Source organism: Peribacillus sp. P4_B1 (assembly GCF_056402395.1).
On record NZ_JBFUHM010000007.1, the window covers coordinates 1 to 18,073 of the forward strand.

Below are 18,073 nucleotides of genomic sequence, written 5' to 3' on the forward strand. Positions count from 1 at the left end.
TCTTTCTATCTTTCCATCTTTCTATCTTTCCTTTAGGGTCCGTTGCCCATTTAGTGAATATTTTCAGAATGTACTAATGATTAAGCAACTTCCCGCTTCGTATTTTCGTAATTGAACAAATATTATGAGATAATAATAGAAGTAGACTAAAGGAGTCGGAAGAGATGAGAGAAAACAAGAATAAGCTCCGTAAAGAAGTTAGGTCCCGTTTAATGGAACTGACCAAAGTGGAACATGAAGAACTATCGAGCAGAATCGCTGAAAACTTATTTTCACTGGAGGAATGGAAAAAAGCTAAAACCATTGGCATCACCATCTCCATTCCACCTGAAGTTCCAACGGTACGGATCATTGAACAAGCATGGAGTGAAGGGAAAGAAGTGGCAGTGCCCAAGTGTGACCCTGAAAAAAAGACAATGGAATTCAAAAAGATTTCCTCCTTCAATCAGCTGGAGTCTGTTTATTATGGATTGCTTGAACCAGTGGCTGAAACTGCCAAGGCTCTCAAAGAGGAATTGGACGTATTGATCGTACCCGGTCTTGCCTTTACCAAAGAAGGGTATCGCCTAGGCTTTGGGGGTGGCTATTATGACCGCTTCCTCTCATATTACCGAGGTGCTACAATGGCCCTTGCATACGACCTTCAATTTTTGGATGAACTCCCGATAGAGGTTCATGATATAGCGGTAAGCAAACTCATTACCCCTTCAAGGATTTTACGCACGTACGCCCATTAGAAGAAGAAAATTATTAATTATCACTTTTAGCTCATAAAAATCCTTTCCTGTATCAAACTAATGCTAGGAGGGATTGTTATGCTTCGATTAATTATTCAAATCTTCTTGGTTGGTTTAGTGGTTTATGCAGGTTATCAAAACCGGTACCGCCTGATAAATGCTGTGCTTTCTAACGGCATACTGAGAAGATTTCTAGTGACTAAGTCCTTGGATATGCCAATGTTCAGGGATAAAATGATGCAAAGCATGTTCAGTCAGACCAAATGATGATGCCGGCATCTTAAAAAGGAACCTCTCAAGGGTTCCTTTTTTTATAAGGAGGGGGAGAGTGGAGGGGAAAACAGTCTCCTTTTTACTTTTTTCATCATTTCGTCTATAGTTTTAATTATAGAAACAGGAATTTTAGAAGCTTAAGATTCATTGGAAAGTGGGGAAGGCATTGGGATTTAAAGAGGATTATTTGTTTTGGGAAACCATAAGGGAATTGTCGGCCCATTATGATTATCGAATGATCACTGTCACGGAAAACCATCAGGAGATTTGGCTTGAGAGCGATAAGAATAAGGAGTTTCCAGTCATCAGGCTCATTCGACATGATTTGGATTGGGCTAATTGGCTGAAACGTGATATCGACCGAACGCTGCAGAATGGGGAAAGGATCAGGAGGAAATTATACAAAAAGCCCATAGACATACTAAGTATCTATGTTAGTAAATTTGCCCCGGTCGATGATCATGACTTTAGTTTACAGGTGGCTTCCTTTAAAAAAACGAATGTTAACACGTTTATTCTTACTTGTGAATCATTTCATGATTCGTTGCAAAACCTTGAGCATGTTTTGAAAAAACCACTTTCAATTCAAGTTCTTAAAGAAAATGAAATAGATGAGGAAAAGGTTCTCGCAGTAAAGAAAGACGCCATCTCGGAGTCAGTCAAAAAGGCTAAGGCTGAGCAGAAAGTATTTCAAAATGCAAATAAGCCATTCTTTACATATATATTCATAGCGATACAAATAGCTATGTTCATCTTGATGGAGTTTAATGGAGGCAGCACCAACTCCAATACTTTGATTGAGTTTGGCGCTAAATATTCCCCTTATATCATACAAGGGGAATGGTGGCGGTTCTTTACACCGATGATCATCCATATTGGGTTCATTCATTTACTGATGAATACATTTTCATTGTATTTGATCGGTGCTGAAGTAGAAAGGATTTACGGTAATGCCAGGTTCCTTTTTATCTATATATTCGCAGGTTTCGCCGGAACTCTAGGCAGCTTCATCATGACCCCGAATCTTTCGGCAGGGGCGAGCGGCGCCATTTTTGGCTGTTTTGGGGCCCTTCTGTACTTTGGCATCGTCTATCCAAAATTATTCATGCGCTCGATGGGCTCAACGGTGATCGCGTTAATTATCATTAACCTGATATATGGTTTCACCGTTTCGGGAATTGACAATGCAGGGCATATCGGAGGGTTGGTTGGCGGGTTCTTGGCTGCTGGAGTGGTCCATCTGCCAAAAACCAGGAATCTCTTTCGGCAGCTGGCTTTTTTAATAGGAACTGCGATACTGACCTATGGCATGCTTCAATTTGGTTTTAAACATCAGAGCGATGCAGCTATAGATGATAATACCATGGCCATGCTAGCCCAAAAGTATATTGATGATGCAGAAGAAGATAAAGCAGAAGAGATGTTATTCAATTATGTGGATCAAAACCCAGATGCACCACAATCGCTTTTTATGCTTGGGAATTTATCTTTTGATAAAGACGACTTATACAAAGCAAGGGATTATTATGAAAAAGCGATTGAAAGTAATCCGGATTTGCATGGGGCGCATTACAATCTGGCCTTAGTCTACATGAAGCTCGAATCATTCGACAAAGCTAAGGAGCAAGCTGAAAAGGCTATTGAGCTAGCCCCGGATAAAAAGTCATATGTTAAACTGTTGGCAGAAATTGAAAAGCGATTATAACTTTTGACGTAGCATGATTGGGGTACCGTCTTTCAGGGTAAACAAGACAAGTATTTCACCCTGGTTCTTCGCCATAAGCAATTGGGGGATGGTGCTTCCTTGTGGACTCACAGTGGATCCATCCTCCTTTTTAATGCCTAACACATAATTTTTATAAAGCCCCTCCCATAGCTTTCCCACAATTTCTTCCCGTTTGAATTGGGGGAAGGCGGAAAGCCATTGATTTTTTTTTGAGGGCAGATCCGTCAATGAGATGATATTGTACTGATCCAGATTAACTTGAAATGCTTGACCTGCTTTCTCCAAACCATTTTGAACCGTTTGATCAGTCAAACCGTCCAGCGTTTTTTTCCATTGAATCTGTTCTTCTGAAAGGGGACGATGGAAATATTGAAAAACTGGTGATGTTACTGTATAAAGTTTATCTTTACTGAGCTGCTGTGCACTGGTGAAAATTGTGTCAGCCGGATGAACCTCGGCATAATGAAATGTTACCGCTTCGTAACGCCCGCTCTCCCTTTCTTTAGATTCCGCTTTTTGAGAGAGTTCTTGTTTATTTTGCCGCCAATTTTTTAAAGCTCCGGCCAATTTTCCATTTTTGTATAAGAGCGATACGTCCTGACGTAAATAAGCAGGCTGGTCCAACGCAGAATCCACCTTCCAAGTAATGGAATAGGTGGAACCCCCGGTACCCTTCGGTGTCAGGTGGGTTGAAGCATGTTCAAAATGGAGCGAGGAATCGATGGGGAAAAAAATAATGGTTTCCTCTGCCTGTCTATTATTTGAAAAGTAAAGGATGACAAAAATGGTGGTTAAGACTAAAAAGACGGTATACTTCAATTGTAGTTTCATTTTTCATTTTTCCCCTCCGTTTTCACGTACGATGAATGATTTTAAAAAATATTAAGTTGTTCCAAATTTTTAAATCAAATCGAGAGAGTCCTCATTAGGCGTTCACATTCTTGATATTTCATCATATGAATAGAGTTGGACATGTATGAGGGGGATGGGTAAAATTATCAAAAGAGGAAATGGACGCTTGTTGTAAAGAGGCTGATTCGATATACTTTCCTATATAAAAGACTAAAGAGGCTAACAATGAAAACATATTATGATCTTCAGCAATACTTGAAAAGATTCGGTACATTTATTTATATTGGTGATCGGCTAGCCGAGCTTGAACTGATGGAAGCTGAAATCAGGGAAATCCACCGTATGCAGATGATGGATACGAAAGATTATCAAATGGCAATCCTTTTAATTAGGCAGCAATTGTCTCTTGAAAGGGAAAAAAAGAAAAAAAAATGATAAAAAAGGTGAGAATGATGGAAAAGTGGCTGATGGGTGTAGATTTAGGCGGTACAACTACCAAACTGGCTCTGATCAATTCATACGGAGAGATTATTCATAAATGGGAAATCAGCACGGACATCTCCGAAAAGGGCAAATTCATTACGATTAACATAGCAAAAGCGATTGATGCGAAGCTCGTGGAACTTAATGAACCGAAGAGTAAGATAGTTGGGATAGGAATGGGTGCCCCCGGCCCTGTGAATTTTGTAAGTGGTTCCATATATGAAGCCGTCAATCTAGGCTGGAAAGATTATCCTTTAAAAGATTTATTGGAAGTGGAGACATCTCTCCCTGCGGTGATCGATAATGATGCCAATATGGCAGCTTTGGGAGAAATGTGGAAAGGTGCGGGTAATGGCGCCAAAGACCTCGTTTGTGTCACTTTAGGTACGGGTGTAGGCGGCGGGATCATCCATAATGGGCAAATTGTCCATGGTATTAGTGGTGCTGCTGGAGAAGTGGGCCATATAACGGTCATAACAGACGGCGGGGCGCCGTGCAATTGCGGCAAGACAGGTTGTTTGGAAACGGTCGCTTCAGCAACGGGAATCGTCCGTATGGCTTTAGAGGCCTTGAATAATGCCGATGAAAAGTCAATGCTTCAGCAGAAAGTCGACGAGGGAAATGTGGTTACTTCCAAATTGTTATTCCAATGCGCTGCAGCAGGTGATCCTTTGTCCACAGCTGTGGTAGATAAGGTAGGCAATTACCTAGGGTTAGCACTATCACATGTTGGAAATGTGATGAATCCAGATAAAATCGTCATTGGCGGGGGCGTTTCACAAGCGGGGGACATTCTGCTTGATACTGTCCGTTCTGCTTTTGGAAAGTATGCATTCAAACGGGTTAATAAATCAACGAAAATCAGCCTGGCAACACTAGGCAATGATGCAGGGGTAATAGGTGCAGCCTGGCTTATCAAAAGCCAATTGAATACTTGATCCGTTGCGTGGCCCTGTGGCAAACAGGGGTATAATGAAAGTAGACGTAATTTTCAGACAGTTTAACAACTTTAAGGGGCAGGTCCAATCGTTCCTGATTTTGCATTGCGGGAGAGAAGAACCATGACCCATGATTGAAACGCTCTGGTTCATAGCGCCAGCGCTTCTTCAATGAGGAGGGACCAGTAGTGAAAAGGGTCTTCAAAAATCAAGGATACTCATTGTTTTGGGTCCTATTAATATCGCTTTGGCTTAAAACATACATTGCTTATAAAACGAGTTTTGAGATAGATATTGAAAATTGGGTCCAGGAGTTCATATTATTCATCAATCCGGTCAGTTTCCTATTACTTACCCTTAGCATAAATATATTTTTAAAGGAAAAAAGGCGGACAGCATACTTATTGATCATGAGTTTTTTCATCACCCTTGTCCTGTTTGCCAACCTTGTTTTTTTTCGCTTTTTCAATGACTTTTTAACCATTCCCGTTCTTTTTCAAACGAGCAATATGAGCGACCTTGGAAGCAGTGTACATGAATTGATCAATCCGGGTGACCTTTTGTATTTTGCCGATATTCTTTTCTTGATGCTTTTGGTCAAATACAAACCGAAAATATTCCACGATCGTTCATACAATCCACAGGATCGTAAATTCTTAGTGTTAATGACTTTAGGAGTGACATTCTTTAATTTAGCTTTAGCGGAAGCGGAGCGTCCTGAACTCCTGACAAGAACGTTTGACCGCGAAATCCTCGTTAAGAATATTGGTACGTACCATTATCATCTCTATGATGCAATATTACAGACGAAATCATCAGCTCAACGCGCCCTTGCGGATGGCAGTGAATTGGCGGAAATTGAAAATTATATCCGTTCCAATCAAAAAGCGGTTAATGATGATCTATATGGTCTGGCAAAAGGCAAAAATGTGATTCTTGTATCATTGGAATCCACTCAAAGCTTTGTCATCAATAAAACAGTGAACGGGGAAGAAATCACTCCTTTTCTGAATGAATTCATTAAAGAGAGCTATTATTTCAATAACTTTTATCACCAAACTGGCCAGGGGAAAACATCTGATTCAGAATTCATTATTGAGAATTCCCTTTATCCTTTAGGTAGAGGTGCAGTATTTTTCACGCATTCCCAAAATGAATACAAAGCCACCCCCGAAATCTTAACGGAAAAAGGTTACTATACGGCTTCCTTGCATGCCAATAATAAAAGCTTTTGGAATCGTGACATGATGTACGATTCTCTTGGGTACCAGCGGTTTTATGATAGTGATGAATACAAGGTCTCTGAAAGGAATTCCATCAATTGGGGTTTGAATGATAAATCGTTCTTCAAGCAATCAATTGCTCACTTGAAGGGGATGCCGGAGCCTTTTTATGCCAAATTCATAAAGTTAACCAATCATTTCCCATTCACTTTGAATGAAGCAGACCGATCATTGGAACCATACGATTCAAATTCCAAAACCTTGAATCGGTATTTTCCGACCGTACGTTATACGGACGAAGCCTTGGAACGATTTATTGGCGATTTGAAACGTGATGGCATATATGAGAATTCGATTATTGTACTATATGGGGACCATTATGGTATTTCGGAAAATCATAACTCTGCCATGAGCCAGTTCCTGGGTAAGGAAATCACGCCGTTCGAATCCATCCAACTTCAGCGTGTCCCGCTGATCATACATGTCCCAGGACAGAAGGGAAAAACGATTTCCACCGTTTCCGGCCAAATTGATGTAAGGCCGACACTCCTGCATTTATTGGGCGTTGAAAATGATGATTATATCGAATTCGGCAAAGATTTATTTTCCGAAGAGAAAATAGAATTCACCGTTCTTCGCGATAGCAGCTTCATCACGAAGGATCATCTGTATACGATGGATACCTGCTATGATAAAAAGACCGGAACGGCGACGGACAAGAGTCCATGTGAGAAGTATTTAGAAAAGGCGAAGCAGGAACTTAATTACTCCGATAAAGTAATATATGGCGACTTGCTTCGATTTTATGAGCAACGTTGAAAATGGAAACCTGGCTAATCCAGGTTTTTTTGTTTTTGTGAGGAGAATCGGCACCATTAAAGGAGGATCACCATTCAATTTGAAACACGGGAGACTTCCTGAACATCTTTCGGCCTTTCGTTTCATAAAGATTAAACAATGAAAGGGGCGGAGGCTGAATGAAAGTCGTAAGCAGAAGCGGGGATGATTTGGCATATTATAGTCAATTGTTCCAAATTCCACGTGTCTTGATTGAGGATGCAAATCCCTCCATTACGGGAGGGATTTTGCCAAATGGCATGGAGGTGCAAATACCGGGGTTCGTTATTCAAGAAGAGTCCCGGCTAGATATCGATTTTTCCGATATCGCTTTACAGTCTCAATTGCCAATCGATGCGATATTGTTGTTGAATCAAGGTGAACAAAAACCATTTTCCGTACCCGTCAGAGTCATGCATCCCATGCTTGTCACCGAAAAGCCATATGATTATCAAACACTTCTTGACGACCTTGATATTCTTTCTTTTCATTATCCCTTCATAAAAGTTGAATCGATTGGGAGGAGTGTATTAGGAAAAGAACTTCATGAGGTGAGGGTCGGTAAAGGTGATAAGCTCATACATTATAATGGTTCGTTTCATGCAAATGAATGGATCACATCGGCGGTCTTGATGAAATGGCTGAATGATTTGCTGTTGGCAGTAACGAATGATCGTACATTATGCGGAATGGATTGTATGCCTTTCTATCGGGAAGTTACTATTTCGATGGTTCCAATGGTGAATCCTGATGGAGTCGAGCTAGTCCTAAAGGGGGAGGAGGCGGCAGAGGGGAAATTTAATGTATTAAAAATGAATAATGGTAATCCTGCTTTTTATGCTTGGAAAGCCAATATCCGTGGTGTAGACCTGAATAATCAATATCCGGCCAATTGGGAGATTGAAAAGCAAAGGAAAATTCCTAAAGTCCCTGCTCCGAGGGATTATCCAGGAGAGACCGCTTTATCAGAGCCAGAAGCATTGGCCATGAAGGAGCTGGCAAAAAGACGGAATTTTGAAAGAGTGCTAGCACTTCACACACAGGGAAAGGAATTTTATTGGGGATATGAAGGACATGAACCTGAACAGGCGGCGAATGTTGCAAGGGAGTTTGAGGAGCGCAGCGGATATCGGGCGGTTCAATACATTGACAGCCATGCTGGGTATAAAGATTGGTTCATTCAGGAATTTAAACGTGGCGGGTTCACAATTGAGCTGGGAAAAGGCATCAATCCACTTCCCTTATCCCATTTACCTGGTATATATAAAGATACCGTTAAGATTTTGATGGCAGGCTTGTATATGTGATGACATTTTTCTAATATACTTCCAAAAAAATACAAGGTAATTAATCGCCACTTTTTCTCTTTTTTACTTTATAATGAAAGTCGTAAGGGTTCGATTGGTAATCCTTACTCTCTTTCTAATGTCTCGCTCACATATGCCAGGCGTTTATTTTTGAAGTGGGAGGTGTGTGGGGATTAAAGTATCAAAAGCAGCACTTTGTATGCGGCTTTCCATCTGTAAGATGTTGTGTTTCATCCCATTATTTATCTCCACTATCCTTCTTATCACGGCTTGTGAGCCTTCCAAGGACCTTAGTAAACCCGTAAATGATACGGAAAAAGAACAATCCCAATCTAAACTGGAAACTTCAGTAAGCAATTTAAAGGTCCCGACTGCAGAAACGGAAAAAATCGAAGCCATTTATGGATGGCTGGATTCTAAAACCATTTTATATTCTGTGAAGCGGGATGGTAGTAAAGTATCCCAGTTGATGGCATGGAATTTGGAGACGAATGACACTTCCGTTTTCTATCAGCCGGCTTTTGCGTTTTCCGAAGTATCAATCAGTCCGTCTGGTACGCATATTTTGGTATCGTCCTTCACATCTTCGGGGAAAGCATCAATCACAATACTTGATAAAACAGGAAATCCGCTTTATTCGGTTTCAATCCCAGCTTATGAATTAGCTTATGAGTGGAATTCATATCAAGATGGCATGTTGTTTTTATCGAGTTTTTATGAAGACTGGACTTACAGCAGCTATGTGTTGAATCCAGATGATCAAACGATGGAAACATTGGACTTTCCGCAGCCCTTTGCACAATGGGCAGGCGAAAAGGAATTGATGTTTCTCGATTGGGATAAGGAAGAACCTGCTTTGACGGCTCCCTTAGAAAGAAAGGCGCTGAATGGTGACGGGGCGGACAGCCTTATGCTCGATGTCATTCACTTTAAAAAAATGAAACAAGCGCTGATGACGATTCAAGTGGAGACAGAAAAACAAGATCGGGGTACATATGCCTTTTATGATTCAACAAACAAGCCGATCCACTCTTTTTCCGTGCCACTATTGAAAAGCTTTTCAGATTGGGTGATTCCATCTTATGATATCATTGAAAAAAACAAGGAATTCATAACGTTTATTCCTAATGAATCAAAAGATGCAGACCAATATGAGGGAAGGTTTACCTTAACTAAATTTAATTGGGCAAAAGGCACACAAGAAGAATTGATGAAGGACATGGAAAATGAACCATTAAGCTGTTCGCTTGATGGCAACCTCTGCTTATATGGATATCAATTTGAGAAAATGATTGATATGAAAACCCATCAAATACAAAGATTGTTCAAACAAACATAATGACCTAAATACAAAAGCTCGCCGGATGGCGAGCTTTTTCTTTAATGGGCAACAGGAAAACCGCTGTTGATGACAGTCATGACAGTGAACCAGCCAAACACGACTGCACTGCCGGCTGCAAAAATGAATCCTAAGAAGTTTCTCTTTTTTAATGTGGTAAATACAGCTGCCAGCCCTAAGATAGCCACAAGTCCGAAAACAACCATTAATATCATATCAAAACCCCCTTTTTCGTAATGAATACCTAATCTCTAATAATATACCCAGAGAATAAAGCAACTACCAAAAATATGTAGAAAAGATTGCATTTGTTAATATCTTAATATTTTTTTAATTATTTGTCGAGGTTTAAAAGGTGATACTTCTATGACTTGAGTAAACTGGATTAACATTAGTGCGTGAATTGGTGTAAGATGTAGATAGAAAATCATATTGGAGTGATGGAAATGAAATGGACACAAATTCCTCTAGGACCGCTGCAAACGAATTGTTATGTAGTTTCCAATGGACAGGATTGCATCATTTTCGATCCGGGTGAAGAGCCTCAGAAAATCATACAGTACATACAGACAAAAAAATTAAAGCCTTTAGCGATTTTATTGACGCATGCACATTTTGACCATATCGGTGCCCTTGATGCTATTCGGGATTATTATGAGATCCCAGCATATATTCACGAAAAAGAGGCTAAGTGGCTGCTTGATCCCGCTTTGAATGGTTCCCAAAACTGGTTCCCTGAAAATCCAATGCGAATGAAGCCTGCCGATCATATCCTGGCAAATGAGCAGGAACTTACTATTGGTGGATTCACTTTTGAAGTATTCGAAACCCCCGGACACTCTCCAGGGAGCGTTTCGTATTATGTGAAGGAGGAACGTCTCCTCTTTTCAGGGGACGTCTTGTTCCAGGGAAGCGTTGGCAGAACTGATTTAATAGGCGGAAGCGAGGCAGTGCTGTTGAAAAGCATTGATACGAAGCTGCTGACACTTCCTGATGATGCCATCGTTTTTCCCGGTCATGGGCCGGTCACGACCATTTTAGATGAAAAGAATACCAATCCCTTTTTGAGATAATGACTATTACAGGTGCCATAGATGGCACCTGTTTTATTTTAAGTCCTTATAATGTAAAAATATTGAAATGGATCATTTCCGGGACTATACTGAATATAAAAAACATTTTGTCTCTTTTGGTGATTTGGGAATGGCGGGTGATGAAAAGGCTCACGGGAATTTAAGGGCCTTCCTGGGAGTGGAATATTTCTTACTTTGAAAAATGCCTATTTTAAAGGGGAAACATTCATTGATAGTGGTGCACCTTTTATGAACGTTGTCATGAAAAATTGAACATTTTATGAACTTTAAATATATAGTATGAATTAATAGAGACGGAGGCATTGTGTTGAAAGGTCACTTGAAGGAATTGATTGCAAGCAGCCCCCAAAAGGGAATTTCCTATCATGATTATATGGATGCTGTTTTGTATACACCAAATATAGGCTACTATGTGCGTCAAAAAAAGAAGATTGGCTCAAAAGGGGATTTTTATACGTCCGGTAATGTTGGGGATGCATTTGGGAGGTCACTGGCCAGATGGTTCGTTTATTTGATAAAAATGTGCGGACTATCGCCAAGAATCATCGAAGTAGGCGCAGGAGACGGTAAGTTGGCTTATGATATCCTCGTTTTCATTAAAGAAACGGAACCGCTGATATGGGAATCTCTGACTTATATCCTTGTGGATGGCAGTCCGTATCACAGAAAGATTCAGCAAGAACGTGTGGGGATGTTCAAACAGGCAGTTTCTGCTGCCAGTTTGGAAAATTGGACGAATGTAAATGGAATCGTCTTTTCAAACGAACTTTTCGATGCTTTGCCTGTACATGTCATTGAAAAGTATGAGGGGGCCCTTGTAGAGATATTCGTCACTGAAAAGGATGGCGATTTGGTGGAAGTGAGGGAACCATTGGTCAACCCTGATATACTCGCTTACCTTACAGATCGGGCTATCACGTTAATTGAAAAACAACGATACGAAGTTCCGCTAAAAATGGTCGAGGAATATGAGAAGATCGTTTCCCGTATCGAATCGGGTATTCTCCTTACAATTGATTATGGTTATATCGAAAGGGAATGGAAGGAGCCAGCTCATCTTCAAGGGAGCTTGAGGGGCTATTATCAGCATGAAATGATTAAAGATGCACTTATGTATCCAGGTGATATGGATTTGACGACACATATCCATTTTGACACATTAATTGAAATTGGAAAAAGAAGGGGATTTTTTGATCAGGGGCTTTATATTCAAAATGAATTCCTGCTTAAAACGGGGATCCTTGAGGAATTGAAGGACCACAAAGAGACTGATCCATTTTCCAAGACGGCGAAGCGTAACCGTGCAATTCGGGGGCTGATCCTTCCAGGGGGATATAGTGAACATTTCAGAGTGTTGCTTCAATCGAAGAATTTAGCTGAAGAAGCAAGGATCCTTCCTGAATGAGGACAGGTAAAAACCCATGAATTCAAAATTCATGGGTTATGTAATATTGCTTGTTCTTAATGGGCAGTACCCGGAGTCATCATAAATACGCTCCAGTAGGAAAATCCTGCAAAGAAAACGGTAAGATAGGCGCCGAAAACATAAATATACATGCGCTCAGATAATTTCAAATAACTTAAAAGTACAAAAAAGCCGGTTTGTGCAAAGAAAAGTAAAGACGTTTGATGCATATGGCCAAGATAAAAGAAAATTGCCATAATCCCTGTCCAAAATCCACATACTCTGAACATGCGTTCCATCCGAATCCCTCCTTATGTCTAGTCGTGTACATTCTAAATAATTATAAATGAAATTGTAAGGTAATGTAAAGGATGCCTTTTGTTTCTATGTGAGAACCGATGCCTGATATGAGCACGTTGTGCAATTAGACATCATATTTTCTAATTCCACAATATTGACATTGTCAAACAAGGCTTCGAACATACCTTTTAAAAATGAATTGTGCATGGAACAGATTGTACCTGGCTCTACTTCGGTAACTTCCTTAAATGGGCAATTGAAGATACGAAAGTATATTTTATTTTCTTCTTCGCTAGCTTGTATTTCGGGTGATAAACCAGCAATGGTGGCAGCATTTTTAAGCATGTTGACTCTTTCCGCAAAAGCAAGTCTATCAATCGGCGTTGAGTTCAATGCTAGTTGCTGATTGATCAATTCCTCTCCGAATACTTTTCCCGTTTCATAAAGAGCTTGTTTTCCTTTTTCCCCTAATTTCATCATCGTCTGGATTGCAATCCTTGAAAGCAGTTGATAGTCCCTATATGGAAAATGAAGCTGAATGACTTTATCAGACAAACGATAAAGTCTGCTAGGGCGGCCGCCTTTCCCTGTCTTACGGGCATCCGATGTCAACAAATCCACATCCTCCAGTTTTGACAAATGTAGGCGGGCAACATTTGGATGGATTTTAAAGGAATCGGCGATTTGCTGTACGGATACATCCCCATGATTGTCCACAATATGTTGGTATATATAATATCTGGTGGGATCTGCTAACACGTTTGTTATTTTTAACGTTTGTTCCATTATTTCCTCCTGCGGTTCCATAGTTTAACTATGTTCATTATAATGCAGGCAGAAAAAAATGGAATAAAAGATATGGCAAACTCCCCTTAGTTTAAAAAAAATTCACAATTTAAACGGTCTTATAAGGTAAATGGATGTACAATAATTATACAAATGTTATACAGTCATTATAAAGATTATAAATATATACAAAATGTGAACGGGGAGGATTAGTATGGAACAGTTAACTTTCTTTTCGTACCCAAGTTGTACATCTTGTCGAAAAACAAAAAAATGGTTAAAAGCCAATCATGTTTCCTTCGATGAGCGACATTTATTCAGAGAGACTCCAACAGAAGCAGAATTAAAACGAATTCTTGAATTGACAACGGAAGGACTTGATGAAGTCTTAGCAACAAGAAGTGAAGCTTACAAAAGCTTACATGTTAATATTGACGAAATGATGCTTTCTGATGTCATCCAATTATTAACAAATGAACCGAAGTTATTAAGAAGGCCCATCCTCATCGACGGGAAAAAACTGGTGATTGGTCATAATGAGGACGCATTAAGAAATTTGGTTTCACAAAGGCTTGGTTTGAAAATGAGCATGTAAATCGATTCTCGAAATTTTTTCGAGGATTTTTTTATTCTTAAGCAGGAATTTGTCGTGGATTGTCGAATTCATCCACAAGAAACATAGGAGGTGATGAATGTTTTGATATCGATTGAAAAGACCGCAGAAAAAATACTTACCAGTGCCATACGGTCATCGGCTTCGGATATCCACATTTTTTTTCGCAGGGAGGGGCCCCTCATCCAATTCAGGATAGACAATAAGCTCGTTCCTCAGGAAACCATATCATTCTTTGAAGCTGAAAGGCTGATAGCCCATTTGAAGTTCCTTGCCGCAATGGATATAGGCGAGAAAAGGAGGCCACAGAGTGGTGCTATCACCATCAATTTGGCTAACCAAGTGGTTGGACTCCGCCTTTCCACTTTACCCACTGCCTATCTTGAAAGCTTGGTCATCCGCTTAATACCCCAACAGAATATCCTTCCTCTAGAACAGTTATCCTTATTTCCAAACACCGTTCAAAAATTGATTGCACTTTTGAAGCATTCCCATGGCATGCTCATATTTACCGGTCCAACCGGAAGTGGAAAAACCACCACACTATATTCCCTGCTTCATCATGCCCATGAGATGATCAATCGAAATATCATATCACTTGAAGATCCCATTGAAAATGTATCCGAAAAGGTACTGCAAGTCCAAATCAATGAAAAGGCAGGCATTACTTATTCTGTCGGACTAAAAGCTGTGCTAAGGCATGATCCCGATGTGATCATGGTTGGGGAGGTCAGGGATGCCGAAACGGCCAAAATTGCAGTTCGTGCTGCACTAACCGGTCATTTGATACTTACAACCATGCATACAAGGGATGCACAGGGCGCTATCTCCAGGTTACTTGAATTTGGTGTCAGCCTGCTTGAAATTGAACAGAGTTTGATTGGCGTGACAGCACAGCGGCTGGTTGAATTAAGCTGTGTACCATGTAAAGGCGACTGTGCTATTGCTTGCCAAATGACTGCCAGGAACAAAAGGGCAAGTGTGTATGAATTGCTTTATGGAAAAAGCATGGCCAATGTCCTTCGGATGATGGGGGATGAAAAAGGAAGGGGTACGGTAAGCTACCGCCAATTGAAGGATGAAATAGGAAAAGCGGTTGCAATGGGCTATGTGGATTCCCTGGAATATGAACGGCTGGTATACGATGAAGCAAAAAAGTAAATGGCAGCTAAAAGAACAGGCGGTCTTTATTTCGAAACTAGGGGAATTATTAAGTCATGGTTATCCCTTGGCGGACGCATTACATTTTCTGGAATTCCAGGAATCGAAGAAGAAAGCGGAAGATTTCGCTCAGGCCATAAAGGATTTAAGGAATGGATATCCGTTGCACCAGGTGCTAATTCACCTTAATTTTCATCCGCAGCTTGTAAGTTATATATTTTATGGAGAGCAATACGGCGACCTGGATCGGGCGTTGATAGAAGGAGGGCAATATTGGAAGAAAAGAACGGAGGATATGGATAAAGTAAAAAAGTTAATGGTCTATCCCGTATTCTTAGTCATTTTTGTAAGCATCGTTTTTTATATACTTCAGAGTGTTCTCCTTCCTAAATTTCAGGCAATCTATTTCACGATGGATGTCGATCAGAATGCAATCTTGAAATTAATGTCAGCTTCTACATTCATTCTCCCAGTCCTCCCCTTCATATTGCTTGGATTGCTCCTATTCCTGTATGTGCTCAAACGATTTTGGTTCAATGAATTATGCCCATTAAGGCAGCGGCGGATTTTGATGGGCATTCCGATATTCGGGACCTTCATCAAGTTATACGAAACTTATTTCTTTGCAAGCCAATTCAGCGGTTTGCTTTCCGGAGGGCTTTCGATTAACGAAAGCATCAAATTATTCTCTAAAAACCAGCAACAGCCTTTTTACCAAAAACTATGCTCTATCATCAAGGATGATCTGACTGAGGGAAGATCGCTTGAAATGATCTTTAAGGAGCTCCCCTATTTCGATGGAAACTTACCGGTGGTTGCTGCAAATGGTCAAAAATACGGCAGACTTGATGCAGAGCTGCATCATTACAGTCGTTTTTTACTCGAGAAAATTGAAGAGAGAATGAATGCAATCTTGAAAATCATTCAGCCTCTTATGTTTTCCTTGATAGGTCTTTTGATCGTTTCCATTTATTTAGCGGTTTTGCTGCCAATGTTCTCTCTGCTCGAAGGTATATAGTGTTTAGCACTGCATTCAGGAGGTGAAATTGCCCTGAAATCAAATGGTGCCAAATGGTTTCAGGGCAGGATGATATGATGAAGAAAATGATGAATGAACGAGGTTTTACACTAATTGAGATGCTTATTGTTTTACTTGTAATATCCATTCTTTTGATTATAACAATCCCAAATATCACGAAGAATCAATCTACAATCCAGTCTAAAGGGTGTGAAGCATTCGTTAAGATGGCTCAAGCACAGGTTCAGGCATATGAGATCGACAATGCTAAATTGCCCGCAAGTATCGATGAATTGGAAAGTCAAGGCTATCTCAAACAGACATCTTGTCCTAATGGGAATGCTATTAGTTTGGATAACAAAGGAAAGGTAACGGTCGTTGAGTAGGAGAAAAGTGAATATACGGCATTCCAATGGGGGGTATACCCTGTCTGAAACCCTTATTGTCCTCGTTATTTTTATACTCCTGATTTCCATCAGCCCAAATTTATATCCAAGCTTCACAAAAGGGATGGAAATCAGGTTATTTCTTTCTCAATTCCATGAAGATCTTTTCTACGCACAACAGTATGCCATCAGTCATGAGAGCTTGATTTACCTCCATATTGATAATACCAATAAGTTTTATAGTGTTTCGTCATATAAGGAGGGAACTCTTCTAGAGTTAAGCATACCAGAGGATATACAGTTCTTAAGTGGAACATTAGGGTTCAGCTTTCATTTTAATCAGTATGGAAATGCTTCAAAAGCTGGAACGATGATGGTTGACACTTTAAAAGGAAAGTACAAATTGGTCCTCAATATCGGTAAAGGGAGGTTCAGGATTGAGAAATTGTAAGGGTTACGTCTACCTTGAGATTATTGCCGCATTTTCCATTTGTATTTTCGTGGTCCTTTCCATTTTACCGATTCTTGAAGAGTTGATGACACATCGTAAAAATATTGTCATAAGGACAGAAGCCCACCATTTATTATATGAAAGATTGACGGCGTTCATCGATGGGGAGATACAAGCTGTTGGACAGGATATCATTTACCGAAGAAAATCCTATGAATTGATATGGAGGGACCATGGGGATTTCCCTGGGATGATTGAAGGGTGTGTATGTTATGAAGATGAATCTGGTAAATATGAATCCATTTGTGATGCTGCGAAAAAATGATGGTTTTACGATGATCGAAATGCTTTTTTCTTTAATGATCTTAATGACGACGTCTCTTTTTGTATTAGAACTTTTTTCAACCATTCATACCCAGGTGAGGTCCATTGACAAATTACATCCTAAAGAGTGGGAGGTCTTTACTATGCAAATGCAGCAGGAGGTCCGGAGTTCAATAGATCAGGATGTAATGGGAAATAAATTATATTTGCTTTCAGGTGAGCAATTATCATCCATTGAACAATATGAGGATAAGGTCCGAAGGCGAGTGAATGGTATGGGGCATGAGGTCATCTTGCAGAACATTTCGGAATTCCAGGTCGAGAAGGATGGCGGTGTCATTGTTTTAAATATAACGGATAAAGCAGGGACTACTTTCAGTCGAAGATTTCATCCTTTCTTTAAAAATGTGAAGAAAGTCGATGAATAATCAAAAAGGAGTCGTTTTCCCGATGGTAATGATTGTAGCAAGTGTTTTCATCATGTTGACGATATTGATGATCGATCAATTTATCCTCGATAAAAGGTTTTATAAAGAAGTGGAAGAATCGCTTGTGGCCGACCATCTTGTACATCTCGCCGTTAAGGATGTGACGGAAGAGCTGGGGGAAGTGATCCCGGACATCATTCAGGGGGAAATCTCATACCCAAATGGTGTGGTGAAGTATTCCTTAACGAAGCAAGACGGTCCTTACGTCTATCTCGAATTTTCTTCCACAACTAAAAATGGCCGCGTTGGCAGGGTCATCATTCAATATGATAAAGAAGCGGGGAGAGTGATAGAATGGATAGAAAAGCAGGCGATGTAATACTCAAAGATCA

At 40.2% G+C, this 18,073-nt stretch carries 22 protein-coding genes; 18 read left to right on the forward strand and 4 right to left on the reverse strand.

All coding sequences use genetic code 11. From position 1 onward, the window contains the following. The first annotated feature begins 164 nt into the window (after positions 1-164). The 3 genes from AC1DVK_RS05445 to AC1DVK_RS05455 all read left to right on the forward strand — a co-directional run bounded on the left by AC1DVK_RS05445 (position 165) and on the right by AC1DVK_RS05455 (position 2,715). Positions 165-737 (forward strand): 5-formyltetrahydrofolate cyclo-ligase, encoded by a 573-nt coding sequence (locus tag AC1DVK_RS05445; protein WP_061464063.1) that lies wholly within the window; start codon positions 165-167, stop codon positions 735-737. Between the two features lie 78 nt (positions 738-815). Next, positions 816-1,004: a hypothetical protein gene (locus AC1DVK_RS05450; protein ID WP_061464062.1), complete on the forward strand. Its 189-nt coding sequence runs from the start codon at positions 816-818 to the stop codon at positions 1,002-1,004. 172 nt (positions 1,005-1,176) lie between these two features. Then, positions 1,177-2,715: a rhomboid family intramembrane serine protease gene (locus tag AC1DVK_RS05455; RefSeq protein WP_410860354.1), complete on the forward strand. Its 1,539-nt coding sequence runs from the start codon at positions 1,177-1,179 to the stop codon at positions 2,713-2,715. Here the strand turns inward: AC1DVK_RS05455 and AC1DVK_RS05460 are convergent. Then, positions 2,710-3,567 carry a hypothetical protein gene (locus tag AC1DVK_RS05460; RefSeq protein ID WP_477626012.1) on the reverse strand — a complete coding sequence of 286 codons (858 nt, stop codon included), beginning with the start codon at positions 3,565-3,567 and terminating at the stop codon, positions 2,710-2,712. The two genes, AC1DVK_RS05455 and AC1DVK_RS05460, sit on opposite strands and share 6 nt — an antisense overlap. A 246-nt stretch (positions 3,568-3,813) precedes the next feature. On the opposite strand from AC1DVK_RS05460, the gene AC1DVK_RS05465 reads away from it, so the two are divergent. From AC1DVK_RS05465 to AC1DVK_RS05485, 5 genes are all read left to right on the forward strand, one after another. Continuing rightward, positions 3,814-4,023, forward strand: coding sequence for a YqgQ family protein (locus tag AC1DVK_RS05465; protein ID WP_061464059.1), 210 nt, complete (start codon positions 3,814-3,816; stop codon positions 4,021-4,023). A 14-nt stretch (positions 4,024-4,037) separates the two neighbouring features. Then, positions 4,038-5,009, forward strand: a complete 972-nt coding sequence (locus AC1DVK_RS05470) for an ROK family glucokinase (RefSeq protein WP_410860517.1) — start codon at positions 4,038-4,040, stop codon at positions 5,007-5,009. Positions 5,010-5,197: 188 nt separating this feature from the next. Next, a complete protein-coding gene (locus tag AC1DVK_RS05475; RefSeq protein ID WP_477626013.1) occupies positions 5,198-7,051 on the forward strand; it encodes an LTA synthase family protein in 1,854 nt (617 codons plus the stop codon). A 158-nt stretch (positions 7,052-7,209) separates the two neighbouring features. After that, entirely contained in the window at positions 7,210-8,376 is a 1,167-nt protein-coding gene (locus AC1DVK_RS05480; RefSeq protein WP_477626014.1) for a M14 family metallopeptidase, read from the forward strand. 166 nt (positions 8,377-8,542) lie between these two features. Continuing rightward, on the forward strand, positions 8,543-9,715 hold the full coding sequence (locus AC1DVK_RS05485; protein WP_410860361.1) for a YqgU-like beta propeller domain-containing protein: 1,173 nt from the start codon (positions 8,543-8,545) through the stop codon (positions 9,713-9,715). A gap of 41 nt (positions 9,716-9,756) precedes the next feature. Here the strand turns inward: AC1DVK_RS05485 and AC1DVK_RS05490 are convergent, their stop codons facing one another. After that, positions 9,757-9,930: a DUF2759 domain-containing protein gene (locus tag AC1DVK_RS05490; RefSeq protein ID WP_081108857.1), complete on the reverse strand. Its 174-nt coding sequence runs from the start codon at positions 9,928-9,930 to the stop codon at positions 9,757-9,759. Between the two features lie 231 nt (positions 9,931-10,161). On the opposite strand from AC1DVK_RS05490, the gene AC1DVK_RS05495 reads away from it, so the two are divergent. Both AC1DVK_RS05495 and AC1DVK_RS05500 read left to right on the forward strand, forming a co-directional pair. Further along, entirely contained in the window at positions 10,162-10,788 is a 627-nt protein-coding gene (locus AC1DVK_RS05495) for an MBL fold metallo-hydrolase (protein WP_061464054.1), read from the forward strand. A 328-nt stretch (positions 10,789-11,116) separates the two neighbouring features. After that, positions 11,117-12,214, forward strand: coding sequence for a class I SAM-dependent methyltransferase (locus AC1DVK_RS05500; protein WP_089361510.1), 1,098 nt, complete (start codon positions 11,117-11,119; stop codon positions 12,212-12,214). A gap of 56 nt (positions 12,215-12,270) precedes the next feature. Here AC1DVK_RS05500 and AC1DVK_RS05505 read toward each other — a convergent pair whose 3' ends face one another. Both AC1DVK_RS05505 and AC1DVK_RS05510 read right to left on the reverse strand, forming a co-directional pair. Then, the gene (locus AC1DVK_RS05505; RefSeq protein ID WP_053346950.1) at positions 12,271-12,513 is read right to left on the reverse strand and encodes a DUF2626 domain-containing protein; all 243 of its coding nucleotides are present in this window, start codon (positions 12,511-12,513) and stop codon (positions 12,271-12,273) included. Between the two features lie 85 nt (positions 12,514-12,598). After that, on the reverse strand, positions 12,599-13,300 hold the full coding sequence (locus tag AC1DVK_RS05510) for a helix-turn-helix transcriptional regulator (protein WP_089361509.1): 702 nt from the start codon (positions 13,298-13,300) through the stop codon (positions 12,599-12,601). 214 nt (positions 13,301-13,514) lie between these two features. On the opposite strand from AC1DVK_RS05510, the gene AC1DVK_RS05515 reads away from it, so the two are divergent. The 8 genes from AC1DVK_RS05515 (at position 13,515) to comGG (ending at position 18,060) form a co-directional block, all read left to right on the forward strand. Beyond that, positions 13,515-13,895: a Spx/MgsR family RNA polymerase-binding regulatory protein gene (locus tag AC1DVK_RS05515; protein ID WP_089361508.1), complete on the forward strand. Its 381-nt coding sequence runs from the start codon at positions 13,515-13,517 to the stop codon at positions 13,893-13,895. Positions 13,896-13,997: 102 nt separating this feature from the next. After that, positions 13,998-15,074 (forward strand): competence type IV pilus ATPase ComGA, encoded by a 1,077-nt coding sequence (comGA, locus tag AC1DVK_RS05520; protein WP_410860519.1) that lies wholly within the window; start codon positions 13,998-14,000, stop codon positions 15,072-15,074. After that, entirely contained in the window at positions 15,058-16,092 is a 1,035-nt protein-coding gene (gene comGB / locus AC1DVK_RS05525) for a competence type IV pilus assembly protein ComGB (protein WP_477626015.1), read from the forward strand. Before comGA ends, comGB begins: the two co-directional genes overlap by 17 nt. Positions 16,093-16,169: 77 nt before the next feature. After that, positions 16,170-16,478, forward strand: a complete 309-nt coding sequence (gene comGC, locus AC1DVK_RS05530; RefSeq protein WP_286140731.1) for a competence type IV pilus major pilin ComGC — start codon at positions 16,170-16,172, stop codon at positions 16,476-16,478. Positions 16,479-16,485: 7 nt separating this feature from the next. After that, positions 16,486-16,929 carry a competence type IV pilus minor pilin ComGD gene (gene comGD, locus AC1DVK_RS05535; RefSeq protein WP_477626016.1) on the forward strand — a complete coding sequence of 148 codons (444 nt, stop codon included), beginning with the start codon at positions 16,486-16,488 and terminating at the stop codon, positions 16,927-16,929. Then, positions 16,916-17,254, forward strand: coding sequence for a hypothetical protein (locus AC1DVK_RS05540; protein ID WP_089361505.1), 339 nt, complete (start codon positions 16,916-16,918; stop codon positions 17,252-17,254). The genes comGD and AC1DVK_RS05540 overlap by 14 nt, the downstream gene beginning before the upstream one ends. Further along, positions 17,202-17,681 carry a competence type IV pilus minor pilin ComGF gene (gene comGF / locus AC1DVK_RS05545; protein WP_061464024.1) on the forward strand — a complete coding sequence of 160 codons (480 nt, stop codon included), beginning with the start codon at positions 17,202-17,204 and terminating at the stop codon, positions 17,679-17,681. The genes AC1DVK_RS05540 and comGF overlap by 53 nt, the downstream gene beginning before the upstream one ends. Next, on the forward strand, positions 17,674-18,060 hold the full coding sequence (comGG, locus tag AC1DVK_RS05550) for a competence type IV pilus minor pilin ComGG (RefSeq protein ID WP_089361503.1): 387 nt from the start codon (positions 17,674-17,676) through the stop codon (positions 18,058-18,060). The genes comGF and comGG overlap by 8 nt, the downstream gene beginning before the upstream one ends. The last annotated feature ends 13 nt before the right edge of the window (positions 18,061-18,073 follow it).